Raw genomic sequence first — 23,180 nt, 5'->3', positions numbered from 1 at the left:
AAACTGGTTTTATATACAGTAAAGCGCTGGATGTAAAATCAGAACAATTTTTTTGACCAGCCGAGTTTTGAGCTTAATGTATTGAAATAACTGTAATCTTTTGGATGGATAAGGTTCAGGTGATAATCGCAGCGGCGAATAAGGACATCTTCTCCTTCCTGAATGGGAAGCGCAATCTGGCTGTCGCAGCTGATCTCCAGGTCGCTGCGGCGATGTGAAAAACGCAGGCGGATGGTGCTGTCGCCGTTGATCACCAGCGGACGCGCCGAGAGCGTATGCGGGAACATCGGCACCAGGGTGATCGCATCCAGCGAGGGCGTCAGGATTGGGCCTCCGGCTGAAAGCGAGTAGGCAGTTGACCCCGTCGGGGTTGAAATAATCAGCCCGTCAGAGCGCTGCGAGAAAGCGAAGATTTCGTCGATATAGACTTCGAACTCGATCATGTGCGCCACTTTACCAGGGTGGAGAACCACCTCGTTAATAGCGGTGCTGATGCGCTTCTGGCAATCCTGCTGGCAGACCTGGGCTTCAAGTAAAAACCGTTTTTCACTGATATAGTGACCTTCCAGCACGTCCGCCAGCTGCTGTTGCGCATTGTCCGGGTCGAGGTCGGTCAGGAAACCAAGATTGCCACGGTTAATACCAATAACCTTAATATCATAGCGAGCCAGCGTTCGCGCCGCGCCCAGCATATTGCCGTCGCCGCCGACCACCACGGCGAGATCCGCCTGCTGGCCAATTTCCGCCAGCGTGCCGGTTCTGACGCTTTTAAGCTGCAACTCCTGGGCGATCTGCTGCTCGACCATCACTTCATAGCCTTTACCACACAGCCAGCGATACAACATTTCATGTGTCGTCAATGCGGTAGGGTGACGCGGATGGCCGACGATCCCAATACACCTGAAATGATTATTCATTTTCTGGAGGTCCTTGTGCCTGATGAATGATGACAATCTGCCTTGTTCCCTTGAATCCAGGAAACTGATCCCCATAATAAGCGAAGTTAGCGAGATGAATGCAGAAAAACGCGGAGAAATTCATGAGTAGTAAAGAACAGAAAACGCCTGAGGGGCAAGCCCCTGAAGAAATTATCACGGAACAGCACGATGAAGTTGAGGCAGTAGAGCCAGACACGTCTGCTGAGCAGGTGGACCCGCGCGATGAAAAAATTGCCAATCTGGAAGCTCAGTTGGTAGAAGCGCAGAATCGCGAACGCGATGGCGTACTGCGTATCAAAGCGGAAATGGAAAACCTGCGCCGTCGTACCGAGCTGGACGTTGAAAAGGCGCACAAATTTGCGCTGGAGAAATTCGTCAACGAACTGCTTCCGGTGATCGACAGCCTGGATCGCGCGCTGGAAGTGGCGGATAAAGCTAATCCGGATAACGCGGCGATGATTGAAGGCATCGAGCTGACGCTGAAATCCATGCTGGATGTGGTGCGTAAGTTCGGTGTTGAAGTGATTGCCGATACGGATGTACCGCTGGATCCAAACGTTCACCAGGCCATTGCGATGGTGGAATCCGAAGACGTTGCCGCGGGTAACGTACTGGGCGTGATGCAGAAAGGGTATACCCTGAACGGTCGTACTATTCGCGCTGCGATGGTGACCGTGGCGAAAGCGAAAGCGTAATTTGCCGACCCGTAGTGCCGGGTGGCGGCTTCGCCTTACCCGGCCTACAACATTACTCGGCGATACTTTCGCGTAAAGGTTTAACGGGCAGGACCTTCACCTGCTTAATCATATTGTCCTGAACGTCCAGAATATCAATATCATACTGCTCAATGCGCACGCGCGTGCCTGCCGCCGGGATCTCTTCCAGCGCTTCCAGGATCATTCCGTTCATCGTCCGCGCTTCGTCTTCCGGCAAATGCCAGTTAAACGCTTTATTGATTTCACGAATGTTGGCGCTGCCGTCGATAAGCACTGACCCGTCGTTTTGCGGGGTGACTTCTTCTGCAAGGGAAGGCGACATTGACGTGGTAAAGTCCCCGACAATCTCTTCCAGAATATCTTCGACCGTCACCAGCCCCTGTATGTCGCCGTATTCATCCACCACCAGACCGACTTTCTTCTTGTTTCGCTGGAACTTCACCAGCTGCGTGCTGAGTGGGGTGCCTTCCGGCACGTAGTAAATTTCGTCGGCGGCGCGCAGCATCACCTCTTTGGTGAACTCGTTTTTCTCAGTCATCAGACGATAGGCCTCACGCACACGCAGCATGCTGATGGCATCGTCGAGAGAATCGCGATAGAGGACGATACGCCCGTGCGGGGAGTGCGTCAGCTGGCGGACAATGGCCTTCCAGTCGTCGTTAATATCAATCCCGACGATTTCATTGCGCGGCACCATGATGTCGTCAACGCTGACCTTTTCCAGATCCAGCACCGACAGGAGCATGTCCTGATTGCGACGGGAGATCTGCGAGCGGGATTCGTTCACGATTGTACGCAGTTCGTCTTTGCTGAGCGCGCTACTGATGGTGACGTCTGCCTTTATACCAACCATGCGCATCAGCACCCGTGTCACCATATTCAGCAGCCAGACCAGCGGCATCATCAGAATAAGCAGCGGTGCTAACAGGAAACTGCTCGGGTAGGCGACTTTTTCCGGGTAAAGCGCCGCGATGGTTTTGGGCAGCACTTCCGCAAACACCAGCACCACAAACGTGAGCACACCTGTGGCAATCGCCACGCCTGCGTTGCCGTACAGACGCATCCCGACGATGGTGCCCAGTGCAGAGGCGAGAATATTGACCAGGTTGTTACCGATAAGCACCAGGCTAATCAGACGGTCCGGCTTACGCAGAAGCTTTTCGACACGACGCGCGGCACGGTTACCCTGCTTGGCGCGATGACGTAACCGGTAGCGGTTCAGCGTCATCATGCCGGTTTCAGAGCCAGAGAAATAAGCGGAGATGACCACCATGATGACCAGAATGACGATCAGCGTGGTGGTAGAGATGTGTTCCAGGGGGAACTCCTTTTGTTACTTAGCCAGCAAATTGCTGTATGAAGCGGCTACCAAAATAGGCAAGCGTGAGAATGCCCGCACCCGCAACGTTGAACCAGACCACGCGACGACCGCGCCAGCCTTCATGATAATGGCCCCATAACAGGACAATATAGACAAACCACGCGATGATGGAGAGGACCGCTTTATCGATATTCTCCACGCTGAACAGGTTCTTCATATAAAACAAGCCCGTGCACAGCGTCAGCGTCAGCAAAACCACGCCGACCTGGGTGATATGGAACATCTTACGCTCAATCACCATCAGCGGCGGCATTTCATGGTTAAACGCCAGCTTTTTATTTTTCAGCTGGTAGTCGATCCAGGCGAGCTGCATGGCGTAAAGGGCGGCGATGATCAGCGTCGCGTAGGAGAATAGAGACAGGCCGATATGCACCAGCATCCCCGGCGTGGCTTCCAGATGGGTAATAAACTCATTGGGCATGAACGTGGCTAACGCCAGGTTGATCAGCGCAAAGGCGTAGACTATCGGCAGCAGCAGCCAGCCACGATTTTTAGACGCGACAATGGTCATGACCGTACAGATCATCAGGCTGACCAGCGAGCCGACGTTCAACACGCTCAGATTTTGCACGCTGCCGTCGCCGGGAATGATGCGTGATTCCAGCGCAAACGCATGGCTAATCAGTGCGATCACTGCCGAAAGAATAGCCATGCGCCGCCAGCCGCTGTTTTTTTGCAGCAGGCCAGGAATGATCAGCGCGAGGCTGACAGAATAGGCAACAAGGGCGATCAGTGCGAAAACAGGCATATAGGCGTCGACAGTTGTCTTAATAAGAAAGAGAAGCAGTATAACGTTACGTGACGCCTGCTCCAACCGTTGCATAACAACAAAGGCGCCTTCATGTTATACTCCGGCAAAATTCTGTGTATGTGTCGCCCAGGCGACCTAACGTTTCTACCCCAGGCGAGAGACAATGTTTGATAATTTAACCGATCGTTTGTCGCGCACGCTGCGCAACATCAGCGGCCGTGGACGCCTCACCGAAGAGAACATCAAGGAAACGCTGCGCGAAGTGCGCATGGCGCTGCTGGAAGCAGACGTCGCGTTGCCGGTCGTGCGTGATTTTATCAACCGCGTGAAAGAGAAAGCGGTTGGCCATGAAGTGAACAAGAGCCTGACTCCGGGTCAGGAGTTCGTCAAAATCGTCCGTAACGAGCTGGTTTCGGCGATGGGCGAAGAGAACCAGGTGCTTAACCTGGCGGCTCAGCCGCCAGCCGTCGTGCTGATGGCGGGTCTGCAAGGTGCGGGTAAAACCACCAGCGTCGGTAAGCTGGGGAAATTCCTGCGCGAAAAGCACAAGAAAAAGGTGCTGGTGGTGTCGGCGGACGTGTATCGCCCGGCGGCGATCAAACAGCTGGAAACGCTGGCCGAGCAGGTTGGCGTAGACTTCTTCCCGTCCGACGTGGCGCAGAAGCCTGTTGACATCGTTAACGCGGCGCTGAAAGAGGCGAAGCTGAAATTCTACGACGTGCTGCTGGTGGATACCGCCGGTCGACTGCACGTTGACGAAGCGATGATGGACGAAATCAAGCAGGTTCATGCTTCTATCAATCCGGTAGAGACCCTGTTTGTTGTCGACGCCATGACCGGTCAGGATGCGGCAAACACCGCGAAAGCGTTTAACGAAGCCCTGCCGTTAACCGGCGTGGTGCTGACCAAAGTCGACGGTGACGCTCGCGGCGGTGCGGCGCTGTCTATTCGTCATATTACTGGTAAGCCAATTAAGTTCCTCGGCGTGGGCGAGAAAACCGAAGCGCTGGAGCCGTTCCACCCGGATCGTATTGCCTCCCGTATCCTCGGCATGGGCGACGTGCTGTCGCTGATCGAAGATATCGAAAGCAAGGTTGACCGCGCGCAGGCTGAAAAACTCGCCAGCAAGCTGAAAAAAGGTGACGGTTTCGATCTGACCGACTTCCTTGAGCAACTGCGTCAGATGAAAAACATGGGCGGTATGGCAAGCCTGATGGGTAAACTGCCGGGTATGGGGCAGATCCCGGACAACGTCAAATCCCAGATGGATGACAAAGTGCTGGTGCGTATGGAGGCAATCATCAACTCGATGACGCTGAAAGAGCGCGCGAAGCCAGAAATCATCAAAGGTTCCCGCAAGCGCCGTATCGCAGCCGGTTGCGGTATGCAGGTCCAGGACGTTAACCGCCTTCTGAAACAGTTCGACGACATGCAGCGCATGATGAAGAAAATGAAGAAAGGCGGCATGGCGAAGATGATGCGCGGCATGAAAGGCATGATGCCGCCCGGTTTTCCTGGGCGATAATCGCTTTTGAGATTGCTTTTTGCCCGAAAATGAGTAAAATTTTCGGGCTTTTAATATGACACCCGGGCTCCGTTCCTCGATGGGGCCCGGTTGTTTTATTCACACAAGAGGATGTTATGGTAACTATTCGTTTAGCACGTCACGGCGCTAAAAAGCGTCCGTTCTACCAGGTTGTTGTGACTGACAGCCGTAATGCACGCAACGGTCGCTTCATTGAGCGCGTTGGTTTCTTCAACCCACTGGCCTCTGGCGCAGAAGAAGAAACTCGTCTGGATCTGGATCGTATCGCTCACTGGGTTGGCCAGGGCGCTACTGTTTCCGATCGCGTTGCTACGCTGATCAAAGCAGCAAACAAAGCAGCTTAATCTGTCACGGTGGTCATGATGAGCAATAAAGCACCTGTTGAACCGATCGTATTGGGAAAAATGGGTTCTTGCTACGGTATCCGTGGTTGGCTCAGAGTGTTTTCCTCCACTGAAGACGCTGATAGCATTTTTGATTACCAGCCCTGGTTTATCCAGAAAGCCGGTAAGTGGGAAGAGGTCGAGCTGGAAAGCTGGCGTCACCACAATCAGGACATCATCATCAAGCTGAAAGGCATTGACGATCGAGATGCCGCGAATGCGCTGACTAATTGTGAAATTGTCGTGGATTCGTCGCAGTTGCCGCAACTGGAAGAGGGTGACTACTACTGGAAAGACCTTATGGGTTGCCAGGTAGTGACCACTGAAGGCTACAGCCTGGGGAAAGTCATCGACATGATGGAAACCGGGTCAAATGACGTTCTCGTCATTAAGGCAAACCTGAAAGATGCATTTGGCATCAAGGAGCGGTTGGTCCCGTTCCTCGATGGACAGGTTATCAAGAAAGTCGATCTCACTACTCAAACCATTGAAGTAGATTGGGATCCTGGTTTTTAAATTCTCCGGATAAACGGTAAAAGACGGCGCTATGTGGATTGGCATAATTAGCCTGTTTCCTGAAATGTTCCGCGCGATTACCGATTACGGGGTAACTGGCCGGGCAGTAAAGAATGGCCTGCTGAGCATCCAGAGCTGGAGTCCTCGTGACTTCACGCATGACCGGCACCGTACCGTGGACGATCGTCCTTACGGCGGCGGACCGGGGATGTTGATGATGGTGCAACCCTTACGGGACGCCATTCACACAGCAAAAGCCGCGGCAGGTGAAGGCGCGAAGGTGATTTATCTGTCACCTCAGGGACGCAAGCTTGATCAAGCGGGCGTGAGCGAACTGGCGACGAATCAAAAGCTGATTCTGGTCTGTGGTCGCTACGAAGGGATAGATGAGCGCGTAATTCAAACCGAGATTGACGAAGAATGGTCTATCGGCGATTACGTTCTCAGCGGTGGTGAGTTACCAGCAATGACGCTGATTGACTCCGTCGCCCGGTTTATTCCGGGGGTTCTGGGCCATGAAGCTTCGGCAACGGAAGATTCCTTTGCCGATGGATTGCTGGACTGTCCACACTATACTCGTCCTGAAGTGTTAGAAGGGATGGAAGTCCCGGCAGTGTTACTGTCTGGAAACCATGCCGAGATACGTCGCTGGCGTTTGAAGCAGTCGCTGGGCCGGACCTGGCTTAGAAGACCTGAACTTCTGGAAAACCTGGCTCTGACTGAAGAGCAAGCAAAGTTGCTGGCCGAGTTCAAAACTGAACACGCGCACCAGCAGCATGAACATGATGGGAAAGCGTAATACGCTCCCGAATATCAGTTTACCCAGGATAAGAGATTAAATTATGAGCAACATTATTAAGCAACTTGAACAAGAGCAGATGAAGCAGGACGTACCTTCCTTCCGTCCAGGTGACACCGTGGAAGTGAAAGTATGGGTTGTTGAAGGTTCCAAAAAACGTCTGCAGGCATTCGAGGGCGTGGTTATCGCTATTCGTAACCGCGGTCTGCACTCTGCATTCACTGTTCGTAAAATTTCCAACGGCGAAGGCGTTGAGCGTGTCTTCCAGACTCACTCTCCGGTAGTTGACAGCATTGCTGTTAAACGTCGTGGTGCTGTACGTAAAGCTAAACTGTACTACCTGCGTGAGCGTACTGGTAAGTCTGCTCGTATTAAAGAGCGTCTGAACTAAGATTCGCTTAAGCGACATCCTGTCAGAAAGGGCTGGCCGAAAGGCTGGCCCTTTTTTTATCCCATCGCACCTCTCGCGTTAACCCTTCCGTCATAAATCATTTACAATGTTCGCCTCTTGGGGGGAGGGTAAGTGGATAACGTACTGCATCAGCATAGCTGGAAACGCGCAGCGGCATTGACCGCGCTGTTTGCGATCCTGCTGATCGTCGTGGCGCCGCTGATCTCCGTCTCGCTGCAAAAAGATCCCATGAGCGCCATGCCGGGCATGCACCATGACATGAGCATGATGTCGATGGACGAGCATCATGGGGATATGCCGCATTCCATGCCAGTTGACCATGCGGAAGCCTGCGGCTACTGCGTGCTGTTAGCGCATGTACCGGGCGTGATGCTGGCGCTTATCGTTCTGCTCAGCGTGGTGTTGCAGCGGCTGCGCGTGAAGCCGCCTCGTCAGGCGGTCAGCCACTGGCACTTTTTCCCCTGGCTTTACCCCGATACCCGCGCGCCGCCGCGTCGGTCTGCTTTCTCCCTTTAAAACAAAATCACTCACTTTTTGCCTTAAAAAGGAAAAGTATGACTACCTGCACTCCGCGCGCGGCATGGGGAAACCTGCTGCGTCGCCTCCATTTCTATATCGGGCTGTTTGTCGGTCCGTTTATCTTCTTCGCAGCGCTGACCGGTACGCTGTATGTCGCCACGCCGCAGCTTGAAAATGCGCTGTACCATTATGCACTCCACACGGATGCCGTGGGTGAGGCGCAGCCTCTTGCTGCACAAATTGCCGCGGCCGAAAAGGCCGTAGAATCAGATCTGCGTCTGCATGCCGTTCGTCCGGGGCTGGAAGAGGGCGAAACGACCCGTGTGATGTTTGCCGACCCGGCGCTGGGTCCCTCCGAGCATCGGGCTATTTTTATTGATCCCGCCAGCCTTGAGGTTCGAGGGGATATGACCGTCTACGGCACCAGCGGGATTTTACCGCTGCGTCAGACTATCGATTACCTGCATACCTCGCTGATGCTGGGCAACCTCGGACGCCTCTATAGCGAGTTAGCCGCCTCGTGGATGTGGGTTGCTGCCCTGGGCGGGATCGCGCTGTGGTTCTATACCCGACCGAAGCGCCGTATTAACAATCGTTTCCAGAATCGTCGTCGCCTGCATGTGATCTTAGGCTGGACCTTACTGGCGGGAATGCTGCTGTTCTCAGTCACCGGGTTAACCTGGTCACAATGGGCCGGTGGCAACGTCGATAAGCTGCGTGCAGAGATGAACTGGCTGACGCCGCAGGTAAACACCACCCTTTCCGGTGCGCCGGAAATGATGGATGAACACGCCGAACATCGTGGTCATCACGGCGGAATGTCGATGCCTGAAATGCCTGTTGAACTGTCGCTTTTTGACAGCGTATTGCAGGCCGCCCGCCAGTCAGGAATTGATGCGAACAACGTTGAGATCCGTCCGGCAAGCAGGGTCGACCAGGCCTGGACGGTGACGGAAATCGATCGCCGCTGGCCGACGCAGGTTGATGCCGTTGCCGTGGACCCCCACTCTCTGAAGGTGCTGGACAGGACTCGCTTTGGGGATTTCCCGCTGATGGCTAAACTCACCCGCTGGGGCGTGGATTTCCATATGGGGATCCTGTTTGGTCTGGCAAATCAGCTGCTGCTCATCGCGTTTGGCGTTGCGCTGTGCGTGCTGATTATCTGGGGATACCGGATGTGGTGGATGCGTCGTCCTGCGATGTCAGCCGCGAACCCGGTACAGACGCTCTGTCAAAGCTGGCTGGCATTGCCGCTGAGGGGAAGGGGAGTGACGTTCATGATAAGCCTCCTGCTGGGGCTGGCGTTGCCGGTAATGGGCGTCAGTCTGGCGGTATTTATCGTGATTGACTGGCTGCGCTGGCGAGCGGCTTCAGGCGTGTCGCTCGCCGGCACATCCGCTAAATAGCCTTAAGGCGTGCTGATAACTACCGCAACACGGCGGTTTTCAGCGCGCCCTTGCGCAGTACGGTTGCTGCTGAGAGGGTATTTTTTGCCTAAACCCCGCGTAGTGAGGTTGCTGCGCGGGATGTTCGCGCCCTTCGCCCAGGCATCCGCTACAACATTGGCACGTTTTAACGAAAGCGCTTCGTTGTAGCTCTCTTCGCCATAGTTATCCGTATGGCCGTCCATCCGGGCGTGATTCAGACCGGTTGCCGCCAGACGTGAGGCCATAGTCTGGATCTGCGTTTCACTTTCCGGACGCAGTCTGGCGTCATTTTTATCAAACAGGATCTTATCCGACAGGCCCAGGGACCAGTCGCCATTCAGTTCGTTAAAGCCGTAGGACTTCATGGCCGCGATTTGCTCTGGTGTGAATTTACCCTCCGGCGTCTGGCACCCGGACATAACCAGAGATGCCAGTAACAACGGCGCGATGTATCGCTTCAACATATCGTCTTCCTTTCAGGGTATTGTTTTCGAACGCTGGTTTTTGACCAGGTACATATTGCGATCGGCTTGCTCAAGTAATGCCTCGACGGAGGCATTTTCCCACGCCAGAGCAAAGCCAATGCTGAGTGACATTGATGCTGTGTGTCCGTTATGCAGATCAAACGGACGGATAAATTGCTGCGACAGCGCAGCGCAAATATATTCGACCTCACGCGCGGTGTGGACGCCATAAAGGATCATGGCAAACTCGTCGCCGCCAAGACGGTAAGACTGATGACGTTTTTCGCCAAATTCGACCATCCTTTTTGCGGCTTCGATCAGTACGCAGTCGCCCGCGGCATGGCCCCAGGTGTCGTTAATAAACTTGAAGTTATCACCGTCCAGGAAGAGCAGGGCAGAATTGGTCTTTGCCGAAGCGTCATTCATTAAGGCCGCAATGTTGTTGCGAAACGCGGCGCGGTTTGCAAGCCCCGTGAGCGGATCGTGCATGGCGGTACGCAACAGTTGAGCGTTTTTCGCCTGTAGCTTGAGCTGCCACTCTTCCATTTCATCCAGCAGGCTGTTGAAGTCTTCACCAAACTGGTGGAACTCTTCAATGCGGCCTTCCGTTACCCGGCGAGAGAAGTTGCGGTTGGTACGGACGTCATGCACAACGTCAGTGATGTTTTGCATTTCAACAACCATGCCATGATGTAGCGAGCGGGTGATGGTCAATGCGACGGCAGAGGCAAAAAGAATGCAGCCGGTGAGGACCGCAAATGAGAGCCAGATAAAGTGGCTAATCAGGCTGTCTCGTGCGGTCAGACGAATTTCGCCAATCACATTACCGTTATGTATGATGGGCTGTGCGACAGGAACAGGGAACAACCACCGGTTGACCAGCGCGCCCAGCGTGTCGGTATTATCCGCCGGGTTCCACGACCACCAGGCAAACCGTTTATGATGTGCATTAAGCACTTCCGCCACGGCAAATTGCCCCTGCTTGCCGAGGGTCGCCAGCGTTTCATTTGCCGCCACGGCATCGTTGAACACCAGAGAGGCCTCAAGGCTGTGGCTCATGGTGGCGCCGGTGAGTTCGAGGTTTTTTTGCGCGTATTGCTTTAATGTCACCACGGAAGCGAAACACAGCAGCAACCATATAAACGTCATCGTTATAATGACGCTTATCATGCTAATTCGCCGCAACGTTCTTTTAAACGTCGGACGCGGTGTTGGTGTGACTTCCTTATTCATGCTTCTTATTCCGTGCGAGCATTAATACATCCGGATTGACTCTTACGCCACTGCGCGTCAGCGCATCCAGATTTACGGAAAACCTGACCTTGTTGTGCTCTATTATCAGACAAAATGCGCTGCCAATAACGCATTCAGGATTTTGCTCTGACATTAATAGCAACGCCTGGCCCTGATATTGATTTATTATTTCCTGTTGTTTTGTCGGTGATTCGCTCCCGAAATAGAGGGCATCGCACCTTGCTGTGAGTGCTTCCCGATCGCTATGCACAATGACAGGACTATAGGGCAACGGGTTATTTACATCTTCACTGCTGAGCGCCTGTCTGTAACGGGAAGAGGCATAAATACAGAGCTTAGGCTGGCCGGAAAGTGCTGGCCATCGGGTGTAGCTTACAATACCAGAAACAATCGAACGTACCGATTTATCCGTTTCCGTGAGCGAGCCTGCCCTTGCAGGGTTCACCAAAATGAACAGCATTAGCGCCAGGGGGAGGTGAAGCAAAGCGATCAAGAATGTATTTCTCATCAGAATCCGCCAAACCGCCCCGGAAATAGATGCCCTTATGAATTTCCGGCAGAATACCATTCTTTCTCAAAGCCGTCATTATGTCAGAAATATCCCTGTCTTGACCTAAGCTAAATCTTACAGAGCACGATATTCAAAGTAATTTAGGCAGGCTCAATTAAGTCTGCTGGAATTCATACTTTTATTCATTTTTAGTTGCCAGGATTTATGTAGCCACGCAACTTTCCCTCAATTCACCCGAGGATAATTAAGCTAACGGCCAGCGCCGGGATAGCGTGCCTGGTGTGAGCGTAGACTGGCGTTAAAAGCGTATGTGTAATTTTATGTTTACGATTTTAACCTGTGATTTGGCATTTAAATGGCTGCTGTAAAATAATCTGTACGTATTTTGGATTGAAATCTTTACTTGATGTGTTATCGTTGTGTCACCTCTTCGAGGAAAACCACTATCGCAAACGAGTTTTACAGGATCGCAATCATGCAAAAAGACGCGCTGAACAACGTACATATCACTGACGAACAGGTGTTAATCACCCCGGATCAACTGAAGGCGGAATTCCCGCTGAGCGTCGCACAGGAAGCTCAGATTGAGCACTCTCGCCAGACCATTTCTGACATTATCGCAGGCCGCGATCCGCGCCTGCTGGTGGTATGTGGTCCTTGCTCCATTCACGATCTTGAAACCGCCATTGAGTACGCTCGTCGATTTAAAGCATTAGCGGAGGAGGTCAGCGATAGCCTCTATCTGGTGATGCGCGTCTATTTTGAAAAGCCACGTACTACGGTTGGCTGGAAAGGATTGATCAACGATCCGCACATGGATGGCTCGTTTGATGTGGAAGCGGGCCTGAAGATTGCGCGTCGCCTGCTGGTGGAGCTCGTCAGCATGGGGCTGCCGCTGGCAACCGAAGCGCTGGATCCGAACAGCCCGCAGTACCTCGGCGATCTGTTTAGCTGGTCTGCGATTGGGGCGCGCACCACCGAGTCACAAACCCACCGCGAGATGGCGTCTGGCCTGTCTATGCCGGTTGGTTTTAAAAACGGTACCGACGGCAGCCTGGCCACGGCGATTAACGCCATGCGCGCCGCCGCCATGCCCCATCGTTTTGTCGGGATCAACCAGGCGGGCCAGGTATGCCTGCTGCAAACGCAGGGCAATCCGGACGGGCATGTGATCCTGCGCGGTGGTAAAGCGCCAAACTACAGCCCGGCGGATGTCGCGCAGTGTGAAAAAGAGATGGAACAGGCGGGACTGCGTCCGGCGCTGATGGTAGATTGCAGTCATGGTAATTCGAATAAAGATTACCGTCGCCAGCCTGCGGTTGCAGAATCTGTGATTGCACAGATTAAAGATGGTAACCGTTCAATTATCGGCCTGATGATTGAAAGTAATATTCATGAAGGCAATCAGTCATCGGAACAGCCGCGTAGCGCGATGAAGCCCGGCGTCTCGGTCACGGATGCTTGCATCAGCTGGGAAACCACTGATGCGCTACTGCGTGAGATCCACAAAGATTTGAACGGCCAGCTGGCGACGCGTCTGGCATAAGAGGATAGTTATGGTTGCTGAATTGACCGCATTACGCGATCAAATTGATGAAGTGGATAAGGCGTTGCTGGACCTGCTGGCGCGCCGCATGGCACTGGTTGCTGAGGTCGGCGAAGTTAAAAGCAAATACGGCCTGCCAATTTACGTTCCGGAGCGTGAGGCCTCTATGCTCGCCTCCCGCCGTAAAGAGGCACAGGCGCTGGGCGTTTCACCGGACTTAATTGAAGATGTCCTGCGTCGTGTGATGCGGGAATCCTATTCCAGCGAAAACGACAAGGGCTTCAAAACTCTCTGTCCGTCGCTGCGTCCGGTGGTGATTGTCGGTGGCGGCGGCCAGATGGGGCGTCTGTTTGAAAAAATGCTGACGCTTTCTGGCTATCAGGTGCGCATCCTGGAAAAAGAGGACTGGCCGCATGCGCCGGAACTCATGAAGGATGCCGGAATGGTTATCGTCAGCGTACCGATTCATGTGACGGAGCAGATTATCGCGAAACTTCCTCCGCTGCCGGAAGATTGCATTCTGGTGGATCTGGCGTCCGTTAAAAATGGCCCTCTACAGGCAATGCTGGCAGCGCACACCGGGCCCGTGCTTGGGTTACACCCGATGTTTGGCCCGGACAGCGGCAGCCTGGCGAAGCAGGTAGTGGTTTACTGCGACGGTCGTCAGCCGGAAGCGTATCAGTGGTTCCTGGAACAGATTCAGGTCTGGGGGGCACGTTTGCACCGTATCAGTGCGGTTGAGCACGATCAGAACATGGCGTTTATTCAGGCGCTGCGCCACTTTGCAACCTTCGCCTATGGTCTGCACCTGGCGGAAGAGAACGTTCAGCTTGAACAATTGCTGGCGCTTTCCTCGCCAATCTATCGTCTGGAGCTGGCGATGGTCGGGCGACTGTTTGCCCAGGATCCACAGCTTTACGCCGACATCATCATGTCGTCTGAAAATAACCTGGCGCTGATCAAGCGCTACTATCAGCGTTTTGGCGAAGCGATCACCTTGCTGGAACACGGCGATAAACAAGCGTTTATCGACAGTTTCCGTAAAGTGGAGCACTGGTTCGGTGATTACGCCACGCGATTCCAGAGTGAAAGCCGCACGCTGTTGCGCCAGGCAAATGACAGTCGCCAGTAATCTGATGATGTATATACTAAAAGCCAGCAATGCTGGCTTTTTTCATTTTGGGGAACTGTCATGGCTGAACCACAGCTGCTGTTGAACTATACCGGGCATCTGCCCGAATGCCCGACGTGGAGTGCTGAAGAGAAGGCGCTCTACTGGGCGGATATTCTGGAAGGGGAGATTCATCGGTACCATCTGCCCACCGCGGAACACTCGGTGCTCTCATTCCATGAAGAAGTTGGGTGTTTTGCCCTGCGTGAACGCGGCGGATTTATCGTCGCGATGCGAAACGCCATCTGGCTGACCGATAAACACGGCCTGCTCCAGCGTAAGGTTTGCGATAACCCGTCCAACCCGCAGCTTGCACGCTTTAACGATGGAGGCACCGACCATCAGGGACGGTTTTATGCGGGCACGTTCTGGGGGCCGGGAGATTATAACGGCGCCATGTTGATGCGTATCGACAACGACCTGACACCGAAAGTGATCCAGTGCGATATTCAGGGGCATAACGGTTTAGCGTTTAGTCCTGACAAACGGTGGATGTTTACTTCTGATACGCCGAACGGTGTGATCTACCGTACGCCGCTTGATAAGCAGGGGGAACCCGGTAAGCGCGAAGAGTTTCGCCGTTTTAGCGAGGGAGACGGTATACCCGACGGAGCGGCAATGGATGAGGAAGGCTGCTACTGGAGCGCACTGTTTGACGGCTGGCGTATCGCACGGTTTTCACCGCAAGGCGAACAGCTGGAAGAATACCGGCTGCCGGTACGCTGCCCGACAATGGTCTGCTTTGGCGGCGACGATATGAAAACGCTGTTTATCACCACCACGCGGGAAAATATGGAGGCGGAGGAGCTGGCGAAATACCCGCTTTCCGGTGCCATCTTCACCCTGCCTGTAAATGTGGCAGGGATGAAGAAAAGCCGCTTTATCGAACATTAAGCCGGATCGACCGGGACCACGTTTTCGCTCGGATAGCAGCCCAGTACTTTCATGGAGCGTGTGATCTCGCCCAGTTCGCGCAGGGCTTTCTGCATGGATGCAGACTCCAGGTTGGCCTGAACGTCGAGATAGAACATCTCTTCCCACGGGTTGCCATGTATTGGGCGGGATTCCAGCTTCGTCATGATCAGGTTGTGATTACGCAGCACCAGCAGCGCTTCAACCAGCGCACCCGCCTGCTGGCCGGTCGCCATCAGCAGGGTGGTTTTCGCCGGGACCTGGTCCGACACGTTGATGGCCTTGCGGGCAAGAACCACGAAACGGGTGATATTTTGCGTCTGGTTGGCCAGATTGCGTTCCAGCACCTGTAAGCCATACAGCGCGCCGCCCGCTTCGCTACCGAGTGCCGCGACGGCAGGAGAGTTTGCCTGCGCCACTTTTTCCATCGCCGCCGAGGTGCTTTCGGTGTACTCAATTTTCCAGTGCGGATAACGGTTCAGGAACTGGCTGCACTGCTGGAACGGCTGCGGGTGGCTGTACACCGTTTCAATCTGACTCAGATCGGTTGAGCCAGAGACCAGCACGCAGTGATCGATAGGAATAGTCAGCTCACCGACCAGCGACAGGCTGGTGTGCTGGAGCAGATCGTAAACATCGTTGATGGCGCCGGAACTGGTGTTCTCAATAGGCACCACGGCGTAATCTGCCTGGCCGGTTTCGACCTGGTTGAAGATGTCTGCAAATTTTGCACAACCGCTCTCAATGAACTCTTCGAAATGACGGGCTGCGTACTGGCGAGCCGCCAGGTGAGAATAAGAACCTTTCGGGCCGAGGAAAGCGATCCGAGCAGAGTGCGGGTTGGTTTTGTTCAGATGCTGCTGGAGCAGGGCCTGTTGCGTCAGAACGGAATCTTCAATGATGAGCTGGAACAGGCGGGTGATGTAGTGGGCATCAAGATGATGCGCTTTGCCGAGCTGTATCAACCGTTCCAGTAAATCACGCTCGCGATCGATATCGCGCACCGGCCGATGAGAATCCAGCTTGGCTTTGCCCACTTCAATGGCGAGCGCGCGGCGTTCTGCCAGCAGGGCCAGTAACTTTTCGTCGAGTGCACTGATTTTTACGCGTAAATCCAGGAGCGGGTTTTCCGGTGTCATAGTGTTGTCTGTCTCATTTTATCGTTATCAATAAAAAAGGCCTCCCGGTGTGGGAGGCCTTGTTGTTCGTCTTCGCATTCTTTATCACACGACGAAACGCCTCCCGGTCAGGGGAAGGTAAAAAAGAATGCGAAGAAAAACGGCGTCTGTTTCATTAGGTCATCCTGAAATTGATAGGGTTAAAGTACCTGTACTGTTTTGATCCTGTCAATAAAAAACGCGCCCGAAGGCGCGTTGTCGGTACACTCAATTTAAAGGATTACTCTTCTTCAACTTCTTCCGCGAAGCTGGCGTCTTTCACCGATGTTGTGGCGCGACGGGCTTCACCTTTGTGTTGCACTTTATTGAGCTGCCGTTCCAGCTTGTTGATCAAATCGTTAATTGCAGTGTACATATCCTCGTGTTTAGCGCTGGCGACCAGATGGCCGTTTGGAGTATTGATAGTTGCATCAGCGACGAAACCCTGCGGCTCCTTGGACAGGATGATATGTGGATTAATCAAATGTGTTTGCCATTTATCCAGTTTGGCGAGACGGTCTGCGACGTGCTGGCGGATTGCCGGAGTAATTTCCATTTGTTTACTGGTAATGTTCATTGTCATAAATTTTACCTCTTGTCTTTCCGTCTTGGTGATTCCAGCATACCCGACCTAATGTCAAAATGTGTGATTTAGATCACGTTATTTTGTCGGTTTTTGTCAGGGAATCTTTTTTGTGAGGCAGGGCAGGAAGAGGTGAGATTTACCTTGTCGAAGCCAGCAATTGCGGTCATAGTTGACTGGATGTGTTGAAGCTAAACCGCTTCAGCGTAAGTCTGAAAGAATAAAAAAACGGCAGCCTGCGGGCTGCCGTTATGCGTTGTAGCGGTATCAGGTATTGCTGCTGTTCGCGGCAATGATTTTCGCCACTTTGTCAGCCTGAGCCGTCATCTGCATCTGGCGATACGCATTCTCCATCAGCTTCAGGCCATCACGCGTGGCCTGCGTATCCGGATAATCACGCAGCATGCCTTCTACACGGTTAACCACGGCAACCCATGCGCCACGGCGAGTGTAGTATTCCGCAACGGAGTACTCGTATTTCGCCAGACGATCTTTCAGGAACACCAGACGCTTAGTGGCATCGGTAATGTACTGGCTGTTCGGGTAGCTACGCACCAGTTTGGAGAAGTCATTGAAAGCATCACGCGCATGTTGCGGGTCACGGTCAGAACGATCCACCCCGAAGAAGCCCTGCAATGCACTGTCATCCAGCGCCATGTTAGTCAGGCCGCGCATGTACATCACGTAATCGATGTTAGGATGGGTAGGGTTCAGACGCATGAAACGATCGATCGTTGCCTGAGCCAGCGGCAGATCGGCATTTTTATAGTAGGCGTAGATAAGATCTAACTGTACCTGCTGTGAATACGGACCAAACGGATAGCGATTATCCAACGCTTCCAGTTGCGTTATCGCCTGTTTCCAGTTACCGTCCTGCAACTTTTGTTGTGCAGTCGCATAGATTTCATTCGGCGGATTGTCAGGGACCTGTTCATTCGAACCGGAGCAGCCCACCAAAGCCAGGCTCAACGTGGCCGCTGCCACCAGATATTTCATGCGCGTCATGACGTTTTGACTTTCCTCAAATGTTTGTCCGGGAGAAACTCAGTTCCTGCTCCCGATTAAGACCAGCTACAATAGCACACTATATTAAACGGCAAAGCCGTAAAACCCAACGTTAAACGAAGAAGCAGTTTATGGCACAACGAGTAGAACTCACCGCAACAGTCTCCGAAAATCAGCTCGGTCAACGCTTAGATCAGGCTTTGGCCGAATTGTTCCCTGATTATTCGCGTTCACGTATAAAAGAATGGATCCTTGACCAGCGCGTGCTGGTAAACGGCAAGATCTGGGACAAACCAAAAGAGAAAGTGTTTGGTGGGGAAGCTGTCGCCATCAATGCTGAAATCGAAGAGGAAGTCCGCTTCGAGCCGCAGGATATCCCGCTGGATATCGTCTACGAAGATGACGATATTCTGGTCATCAACAAACCGCGTGACTTTGTCGTCCATCCGGGCGCGGGTAATCCTGACGGTACGGTACTTAACGCACTCCTTCATTATTACCCGCCGATAGCTGACGTACCGCGTGCCGGTATCGTTCACCGTCTGGATAAAGACACCACGGGTCTGATGGTGGTGGCGAAGACGATCCCCGCCCAGACTCGACTGGTGGAATCTTTGCAGCTGCGCGAAATCACCCGTGAGTATGAAGCGGTGGCCATTGGTCATATGACCTCTGGCGGCACGGTGGAAGAGCCGATTAGTCGTCATCCAACCAAGCGTACGCATATGTCCGTGCACCCGATGGGTAAACCGGCGGTGACCCACTACCGCATCATGGAACATTTCCGTATTCATACACGCCTGCGTCTGCGTCTGGAAACCGGGCGTACTCACCAGATCCGCGTGCACATGGCGCATATTACCCATCCACTGGTGGGTGACCCTGTTTACGGCGGTCGTCCGCGTCCACCAAAGGGCGCATCGGATGAATTCATCTCCGTGCTGCGTAAATTCGATCGCCAGGCGCTGCATGCGACGATGCTACGTCTTTACCACCCAATCACCGGAATTCAGATGGAATGGCATGCGCCTATCCCACAGGATATGGTGGAACTTATCGACGCGATGCGCGCAGATTTCGAAGAACATAAGGATCACGTGGACTGGTTATGACCAAACTGATTGTCCCGGAGTGGCCGCTGCCTGAAGGCGTGGCCGCCTGTAGCTCGACCCGTATCGGTGGCGTGAGCCAGGGTGCGTGGGCGTCTTTGAACCTCGGTGCGCACTGTGGCGATAACCTGGAGCACGTCGAAGAGAACCGTAAACGTCTGTTTGCTGCGGGAAACCTTCCTTCAAAACCGGTCTGGCTTGAGCAGGTGCACGGTAAAGCGGTGCTGAAGCTTACGGGTGAGCCCTATGCGTCTAAACGCGCCGATGCTTCGTACAGCAATACGCCGGGAACGGTTTGCGCGGTGATGACCGCTGATTGCCTGCCGGTGTTGTTTTGTAACCGTGCCGGTACGGAGATTGCAGCAGCGCATGCGGGCTGGCGTGGCCTGTGTGAAGGCGTGCTGGAAGAGACCGTTGCCTGCTTCCAGGACGATTCTGCAAATCTCATCGCCTGGCTTGGCCCGGCGATTGGCCCGCAGGCATTTGAAGTGGGGCCTGAGGTTCGGCAAGCTTTTATGGAAAAAGATCCTCAGGCGGTTAATGCGTTTGTGGCATCCGGCGATAAATATCTGGCCGATATTTATCAGCTTGCCCGCCAGCGCCTTAATAATGTCGGCGTGACCCAGATCTTCGGCGGCGATCGCTGTACATTCACCGAAAAGGGTGATTTTTTCTCCTGGCGCCGTGACAAGACGACAGGCCGTATGGCAAGTTTCATTTGGCTGATATAACCTAAAGAATCAAGACGATCCGGTACGCGCCGTTTTCTTTTCACATAATTCAGGTTATTAACCTTGAATAATTGAGGGATGACCTCATTTAATCTCCAGTAGCAAATTTGACCTGTTATGGGAGGAGTTATGCGTCTGGATCGTCTTACTAATAAATTCCAGCTTGCTCTCGCCGATGCCCAGTCCCTCGCACTGGGGCACGACAACCAATTTATCGAACCTCTTCATTTAATGAGCGCCTTGCTGAATCAGGAAGGGGGATCGATACGTCCTTTGTTAACGTCCGCTGGCATTAATGCCGGCCAGTTACGCACCGCCATCGATCAGGCGCTGAGTCGTTTACCGCAGGTAGAAGGTACCGGTGGCGACGTACAGCCGTCACAGGATCTGGTGCGTGTACTGAACCTTTGCGACAAGCTGGCGCAAAAACGTGGGGACAACTTTATTTCGTCAGAGCTGTTTGTTCTGGCGGCGCTTGAATCACGCGGTACCTTAACCGACCTGCTGAAATCCGCCGGTGCAACCACCGCTAATGTGACCCAGGCGATTGAGAAAATGCGCGGAGGTGAAAGCGTGAACGATCAGGGAGCCGAAGACCAACGTCAGGCTTTGAAAAAATTTACGGTCGATCTGACCGAACGTGCCGAGCAGGGCAAACTTGACCCGGTAATCGGTCGCGACGAAGAAATTCGCCGGACTATTCAGGTACTGCAACGCCGTACCAAAAACAACCCGGTGCTGATTGGTGAGCCTGGCGTCGGTAAAACCGCCATCGTTGAAGGGCTGGCGCAGCGTATCGTTAATGGCGAAGTGCCCGAAGGGCTGAAAGGCCGTCGCGTACTGGCGCTGGATATGGGCGCGCTGGTGGCCGGGGCGAAATACCGCGGTGAATTTGAAGAGCGTCTGAAAGGCGTGCTGAACGATCTGGCGAAACAGGAAGGCAACGTCATCCTGTTTATTGACGAACTGCACACTATGGTGGGGGCAGGTAAAGCTGACGGCGCAATGGATGCAGGGAACATGCTGAAACCTGCGCTGGCACGTGGTGAACTTCACTGCGTCGGTGCCACTACGCTGGACGAGTATCGTCAGTACATTGAAAAAGATGCCGCGCTGGAGCGACGCTTCCAGAAGGTGTTTGTCGCAGAACCAAGCGTTGAAGATACCATCGCGATTTTGCGTGGTCTGAAAGAGCGTTATGAGCTGCACCATCATGTGCAGATCACTGACCCGGCCATCGTTGCGGCGGCGACGCTTTCGCATCGTTACATTGCCGACCGGCAGTTGCCGGATAAAGCCATCGACCTTATCGATGAAGCGGCGTCCAGCATCCGTATGCAGATTGACTCGAAACCGGAAGAGCTGGACCGACTCGATCGCCGCATTATTCAGCTCAAGCTGGAACAGCAGGCATTGAACAAAGAGTCTGATGAAGCGAGTAAGAAACGCCTCGATATGCTCAACGAAGAGCTGGATGAGAAAGAGCGTCAGTATTCTGAGCTGGAAGAAGAGTGGAAAGCTGAGAAAGCCTCCCTCTCTGGCACCCAGACAATCAAGGCGGAGCTGGAGCAGGCGAAAATTGCCATTGAGCAGGCGCGTCGCGTAGGGGACCTGGCGCGGATGTCCGAGCTACAGTACGGCAAGATCCCTGAGCTGGAAAAACAGCTTGAGATCGCCACGCAGTCGGAAGGCAAAACCATGCGTCTGTTGCGTAATAAAGTGACGGACGCCGAGATAGCCGAAGTGCTGGCGCGCTGGACGGGGATTCCTGTAGCTCGCATGATGGAAAGTGAACGCGAAAAACTGCTGCGTATGGAGCAGGATCTGCATCAGCGCGTCATTGGCCAGAACGAAGCGGTCGAAGCGGTATCTAACGCCATTCGTCGTAGCCGTGCGGGGCTGTCCGATCCGAATCGTCCCATCGGCTCGTTCCTGTTCCTGGGGCCAACCGGTGTCGGTAAAACCGAGCTGTGTAAAGCGCTGGCTAACTTTATGTTCGACAGCGATGACGCGATGGTGCGTATCGATATGTCCGAGTTTATGGAGAAACACTCTGTCTCGCGTCTGGTCGGTGCGCCTCCGGGATATGTCGGTTATGAAGAGGGCGGTTACCTGACGGAAGCGGTTCGTCGTCGTCCTTATTCCGTCATCCTGCTAGATGAAGTGGAAAAGGCACACCCTGATGTGTTTAACATCCTGTTGCAGGTGCTGGATGATGGACGCCTGACGGACGGGCAGGGAAGAACGGTCGATTTCCGTAACACGGTGGTGATCATGACCTCGAACCTGGGTTCCGATTTGATTCAGGAACGCTTCGGTGAGCTGGATTACAGCCATATGAAAGATCTGGTGCTGGGTGTGGTCAGCCAAAACTTCCGTCCGGAGTTCATCAACCGTATTGATGAAGTAGTCGTGTTCCATCCGCTGGGTGAGAAACACATTGCGTCGATTGCGCAGATCCAGTTGCAGCGTCTGTACAAGCGTCTGGAAGAGCGTGGGTATGAAATCCACATCTCGGATGATGCGCTGAAACTGCTGAGCGAGAATGGTTACGATCCTGTTTATGGCGCGCGTCCGTTAAAACGTGCAATCCAGCAGCAGATCGAAAACCCGCTGGCGCAGCAAATCCTCTCCGGGGAGCTGGTTCCGGGCAAAGTTATCCGTCTGGAAGCCAACGAAGACCGAATTGTGGCAGTGCAGTAAGTCACAAAACGCAAAAACGGGCCGCTTGCGGCTCGTTTTTGTTTAAAAACCAGGCAAGAATTAATGTCTGAGATGTGTTTTGCCTGGAAAGTGAGCAGTCAGTAAATAATTTTCACTTTGCACTTGCAGCCTCAGAAGAACTCCCTATAATGCGCCTCCACTGACACGGAACAACGGCACACACGCCGCCGGGTCAGCAGAGAAAAGCAAAATAAACGCTTGACTCTGAAGCGGGAAAGCGTAATATGCACACCCCGCGCCGCAGCGAAAACGTAGCGGCACTGCTCTTTAACAATTTATCAGACAATCTGTGTGGGCACTCAAAGTGACATGGATTCTTAACGTCCTCGGACGAAAAATGAATACCAAGTCTCTGAGTGAACATACGTAATTCATTACGAAGTTTAATTCACGAGCATCAAACTTAAATTGAAGAGTTTGATCATGGCTCAGATTGAACGCTGGCGGCAGGCCTAACACATGCAAGTCGAACGGTAACAGGAAGCAGCTTGCTGCTTCGCTGACGAGTGGCGGACGGGTGAGTAATGTCTGGGAAACTGCCTGATGGAGGGGGATAACTACTGGAAACGGTAGCTAATACCGCATAACGTCGCAAGACCAAAGAGGGGGACCTTCGGGCCTCTTG

Annotated in this window: 24 protein-coding genes, 1 rRNA gene and 1 other annotated feature; of the genes, 15 read left to right on the top strand and 10 right to left on the bottom strand. The window is 53.5% G+C overall.

The features are described 5' to 3' along the window. Nucleotides 1-38: 38 nt before the first annotated feature. Nucleotides 39-917, bottom strand: coding sequence for an NAD(+) kinase (gene nadK / locus ACOTXC_RS02430; RefSeq protein ID WP_022649070.1), 879 nt, complete (start codon nt 915-917; stop codon nt 39-41). A 122-nt stretch (nt 918-1,039) separates the two neighbouring features. Here nadK and grpE point away from each other — a divergent pair, with 122 nt between their 5' ends. Further along, nucleotides 1,040-1,633: a nucleotide exchange factor GrpE gene (grpE, locus tag ACOTXC_RS02425; RefSeq protein WP_003863126.1), complete on the top strand. Its 594-nt coding sequence runs from the start codon at nt 1,040-1,042 to the stop codon at nt 1,631-1,633. A 52-nt stretch (nt 1,634-1,685) separates the two neighbouring features. On the opposite strand, the gene ACOTXC_RS02420 is transcribed toward grpE, so the two are convergent. Together ACOTXC_RS02420 and ACOTXC_RS02415 are read right to left on the bottom strand one after the other, a co-directional pair. Continuing rightward, nucleotides 1,686-2,972, bottom strand: coding sequence for an HlyC/CorC family transporter (locus ACOTXC_RS02420; protein ID WP_026094274.1), 1,287 nt, complete (start codon nt 2,970-2,972; stop codon nt 1,686-1,688). A gap of 19 nt (nt 2,973-2,991) precedes the next feature. Further along, nucleotides 2,992-3,783 carry a cytochrome C assembly family protein gene (locus ACOTXC_RS02415; RefSeq protein ID WP_014832951.1) on the bottom strand — a complete coding sequence of 264 codons (792 nt, stop codon included), beginning with the start codon at nt 3,781-3,783 and terminating at the stop codon, nt 2,992-2,994. A gap of 166 nt (nt 3,784-3,949) precedes the next feature. Here ACOTXC_RS02415 and ffh point away from each other — a divergent pair, with 166 nt between their 5' ends. The 7 genes from ffh (at nt 3,950) to ACOTXC_RS02380 (ending at nt 9,367) form a co-directional block, all read left to right on the top strand. Further along, nucleotides 3,950-5,311, top strand: coding sequence for a signal recognition particle protein (gene ffh / locus ACOTXC_RS02410; RefSeq protein ID WP_003863132.1), 1,362 nt, complete (start codon nt 3,950-3,952; stop codon nt 5,309-5,311). Nucleotides 5,312-5,427: 116 nt separating this feature from the next. After that, a complete protein-coding gene (rpsP, locus tag ACOTXC_RS02405; RefSeq protein WP_022649067.1) occupies nt 5,428-5,676 on the top strand; it encodes a 30S ribosomal protein S16 in 249 nt (82 codons plus the stop codon). Nucleotides 5,677-5,691: 15 nt separating this feature from the next. Continuing rightward, complete coding sequence (rimM, locus tag ACOTXC_RS02400; protein ID WP_003863136.1) at nt 5,692-6,231, top strand: ribosome maturation factor RimM; 540 nt, start codon at nt 5,692-5,694, stop codon at nt 6,229-6,231. A gap of 31 nt (nt 6,232-6,262) precedes the next feature. Next, nucleotides 6,263-7,030 (top strand): tRNA (guanosine(37)-N1)-methyltransferase TrmD, encoded by a 768-nt coding sequence (gene trmD, locus ACOTXC_RS02395; protein ID WP_003863138.1) that lies wholly within the window; start codon nt 6,263-6,265, stop codon nt 7,028-7,030. 43 nt (nt 7,031-7,073) lie between these two features. Continuing rightward, nucleotides 7,074-7,421 (top strand): 50S ribosomal protein L19, encoded by a 348-nt coding sequence (rplS, locus tag ACOTXC_RS02390; protein ID WP_002914145.1) that lies wholly within the window; start codon nt 7,074-7,076, stop codon nt 7,419-7,421. 132 nt (nt 7,422-7,553) lie between these two features. Continuing rightward, nucleotides 7,554-7,958 carry a DUF2946 domain-containing protein gene (locus ACOTXC_RS02385; protein ID WP_017382958.1) on the top strand — a complete coding sequence of 135 codons (405 nt, stop codon included), beginning with the start codon at nt 7,554-7,556 and terminating at the stop codon, nt 7,956-7,958. A gap of 38 nt (nt 7,959-7,996) precedes the next feature. After that, entirely contained in the window at nt 7,997-9,367 is a 1,371-nt protein-coding gene (locus tag ACOTXC_RS02380) for a PepSY-associated TM helix domain-containing protein (RefSeq protein ID WP_421767375.1), read from the top strand. Between the two features lie 2 nt (nt 9,368-9,369). Here ACOTXC_RS02380 and ACOTXC_RS02375 read toward each other — a convergent pair whose 3' ends face one another. From ACOTXC_RS02375 to ACOTXC_RS02365, 3 genes are read right to left on the bottom strand one after another with little or no spacing between them, the layout of a single operon-like run. Beyond that, on the bottom strand, nt 9,370-9,852 hold the full coding sequence (locus ACOTXC_RS02375; protein ID WP_045308388.1) for an OmpA family protein: 483 nt from the start codon (nt 9,850-9,852) through the stop codon (nt 9,370-9,372). A 12-nt stretch (nt 9,853-9,864) separates the two neighbouring features. Next, a complete protein-coding gene (gene dgcN, locus ACOTXC_RS02370; protein WP_045308387.1) occupies nt 9,865-11,085 on the bottom strand; it encodes a diguanylate cyclase DgcN in 1,221 nt (406 codons plus the stop codon). Then, nucleotides 11,078-11,614 carry a YfiR family protein gene (locus ACOTXC_RS02365; protein ID WP_410022481.1) on the bottom strand — a complete coding sequence of 179 codons (537 nt, stop codon included), beginning with the start codon at nt 11,612-11,614 and terminating at the stop codon, nt 11,078-11,080. Before ACOTXC_RS02365 ends, dgcN begins: the two co-directional genes overlap by 8 nt. Nucleotides 11,615-12,092: 478 nt before the next feature. On the opposite strand from ACOTXC_RS02365, the gene aroF reads away from it, so the two are divergent. The 3 genes from aroF to ACOTXC_RS02350 are packed head-to-tail and all read left to right on the top strand — an operon-like array spanning nt 12,093 to nt 15,228. Further along, a complete protein-coding gene (gene aroF, locus ACOTXC_RS02360) occupies nt 12,093-13,163 on the top strand; it encodes a 3-deoxy-7-phosphoheptulonate synthase AroF (protein ID WP_421767374.1) in 1,071 nt (356 codons plus the stop codon). A gap of 10 nt (nt 13,164-13,173) precedes the next feature. Next, nucleotides 13,174-14,295 (top strand): bifunctional chorismate mutase/prephenate dehydrogenase, encoded by a 1,122-nt coding sequence (tyrA, locus tag ACOTXC_RS02355; protein WP_022649060.1) that lies wholly within the window; start codon nt 13,174-13,176, stop codon nt 14,293-14,295. A 60-nt stretch (nt 14,296-14,355) separates the two neighbouring features. Next, nucleotides 14,356-15,228, top strand: a complete 873-nt coding sequence (locus ACOTXC_RS02350) for an SMP-30/gluconolactonase/LRE family protein (RefSeq protein ID WP_023298398.1) — start codon at nt 14,356-14,358, stop codon at nt 15,226-15,228. Here the strand turns inward: ACOTXC_RS02350 and pheA are convergent. The 4 genes from pheA to bamD all read right to left on the bottom strand — a co-directional run bounded on the left by pheA (nt 15,225) and on the right by bamD (nt 17,991). Beyond that, nucleotides 15,225-16,385 carry a bifunctional chorismate mutase/prephenate dehydratase gene (pheA, locus tag ACOTXC_RS02345; RefSeq protein WP_023306733.1) on the bottom strand — a complete coding sequence of 387 codons (1,161 nt, stop codon included), beginning with the start codon at nt 16,383-16,385 and terminating at the stop codon, nt 15,225-15,227. The two genes, ACOTXC_RS02350 and pheA, sit on opposite strands and share 4 nt — an antisense overlap. A 30-nt stretch (nt 16,386-16,415) precedes the next feature. Beyond that, nucleotides 16,416-16,541: a sequence feature (Phe leader region), on the bottom strand. Further along, complete coding sequence (gene pheL / locus ACOTXC_RS02340; RefSeq protein ID WP_100229775.1) at nt 16,493-16,540, bottom strand: pheA operon leader peptide PheL; 48 nt, start codon at nt 16,538-16,540, stop codon at nt 16,493-16,495. It overlaps the preceding feature by 48 nt. 103 nt (nt 16,542-16,644) lie before the next feature. After that, nucleotides 16,645-16,986 (bottom strand): ribosome-associated translation inhibitor RaiA, encoded by a 342-nt coding sequence (gene raiA, locus ACOTXC_RS02335; RefSeq protein ID WP_006811628.1) that lies wholly within the window; start codon nt 16,984-16,986, stop codon nt 16,645-16,647. Between the two features lie 267 nt (nt 16,987-17,253). Next, the gene (gene bamD / locus ACOTXC_RS02330) at nt 17,254-17,991 is read right to left on the bottom strand and encodes an outer membrane protein assembly factor BamD (RefSeq protein ID WP_003863164.1); all 738 of its coding nucleotides are present in this window, start codon (nt 17,989-17,991) and stop codon (nt 17,254-17,256) included. 131 nt (nt 17,992-18,122) lie between these two features. Here bamD and rluD point away from each other — a divergent pair, with 131 nt between their 5' ends. The 4 genes from rluD to ACOTXC_RS02310 form a co-directional block, all read left to right on the top strand. Then, on the top strand, nt 18,123-19,103 hold the full coding sequence (gene rluD, locus ACOTXC_RS02325; RefSeq protein WP_022649057.1) for a 23S rRNA pseudouridine(1911/1915/1917) synthase RluD: 981 nt from the start codon (nt 18,123-18,125) through the stop codon (nt 19,101-19,103). Next, on the top strand, nt 19,100-19,831 hold the full coding sequence (gene yfiH / locus ACOTXC_RS02320; RefSeq protein ID WP_023298396.1) for a purine nucleoside phosphorylase YfiH: 732 nt from the start codon (nt 19,100-19,102) through the stop codon (nt 19,829-19,831). The genes rluD and yfiH overlap by 4 nt, the downstream gene beginning before the upstream one ends. A gap of 129 nt (nt 19,832-19,960) precedes the next feature. Further along, a complete protein-coding gene (gene clpB / locus ACOTXC_RS02315) occupies nt 19,961-22,534 on the top strand; it encodes an ATP-dependent chaperone ClpB (RefSeq protein WP_022649055.1) in 2,574 nt (857 codons plus the stop codon). Nucleotides 22,535-22,960: 426 nt separating this feature from the next. Beyond that, a 16S ribosomal RNA gene (locus ACOTXC_RS02310) occupies nt 22,961-23,180 on the top strand; the annotation flags it as partial.

Source organism: Enterobacter cloacae complex sp. IR5428, assembly GCF_049238585.1.
Lineage (GTDB): Bacteria > Pseudomonadota > Gammaproteobacteria > Enterobacterales > Enterobacteriaceae > Enterobacter > Enterobacter intestinihominis.
Note: the sequence above shows the minus strand (reverse complement) of the source record. Positions and strands in the feature narration are given on the sequence as shown.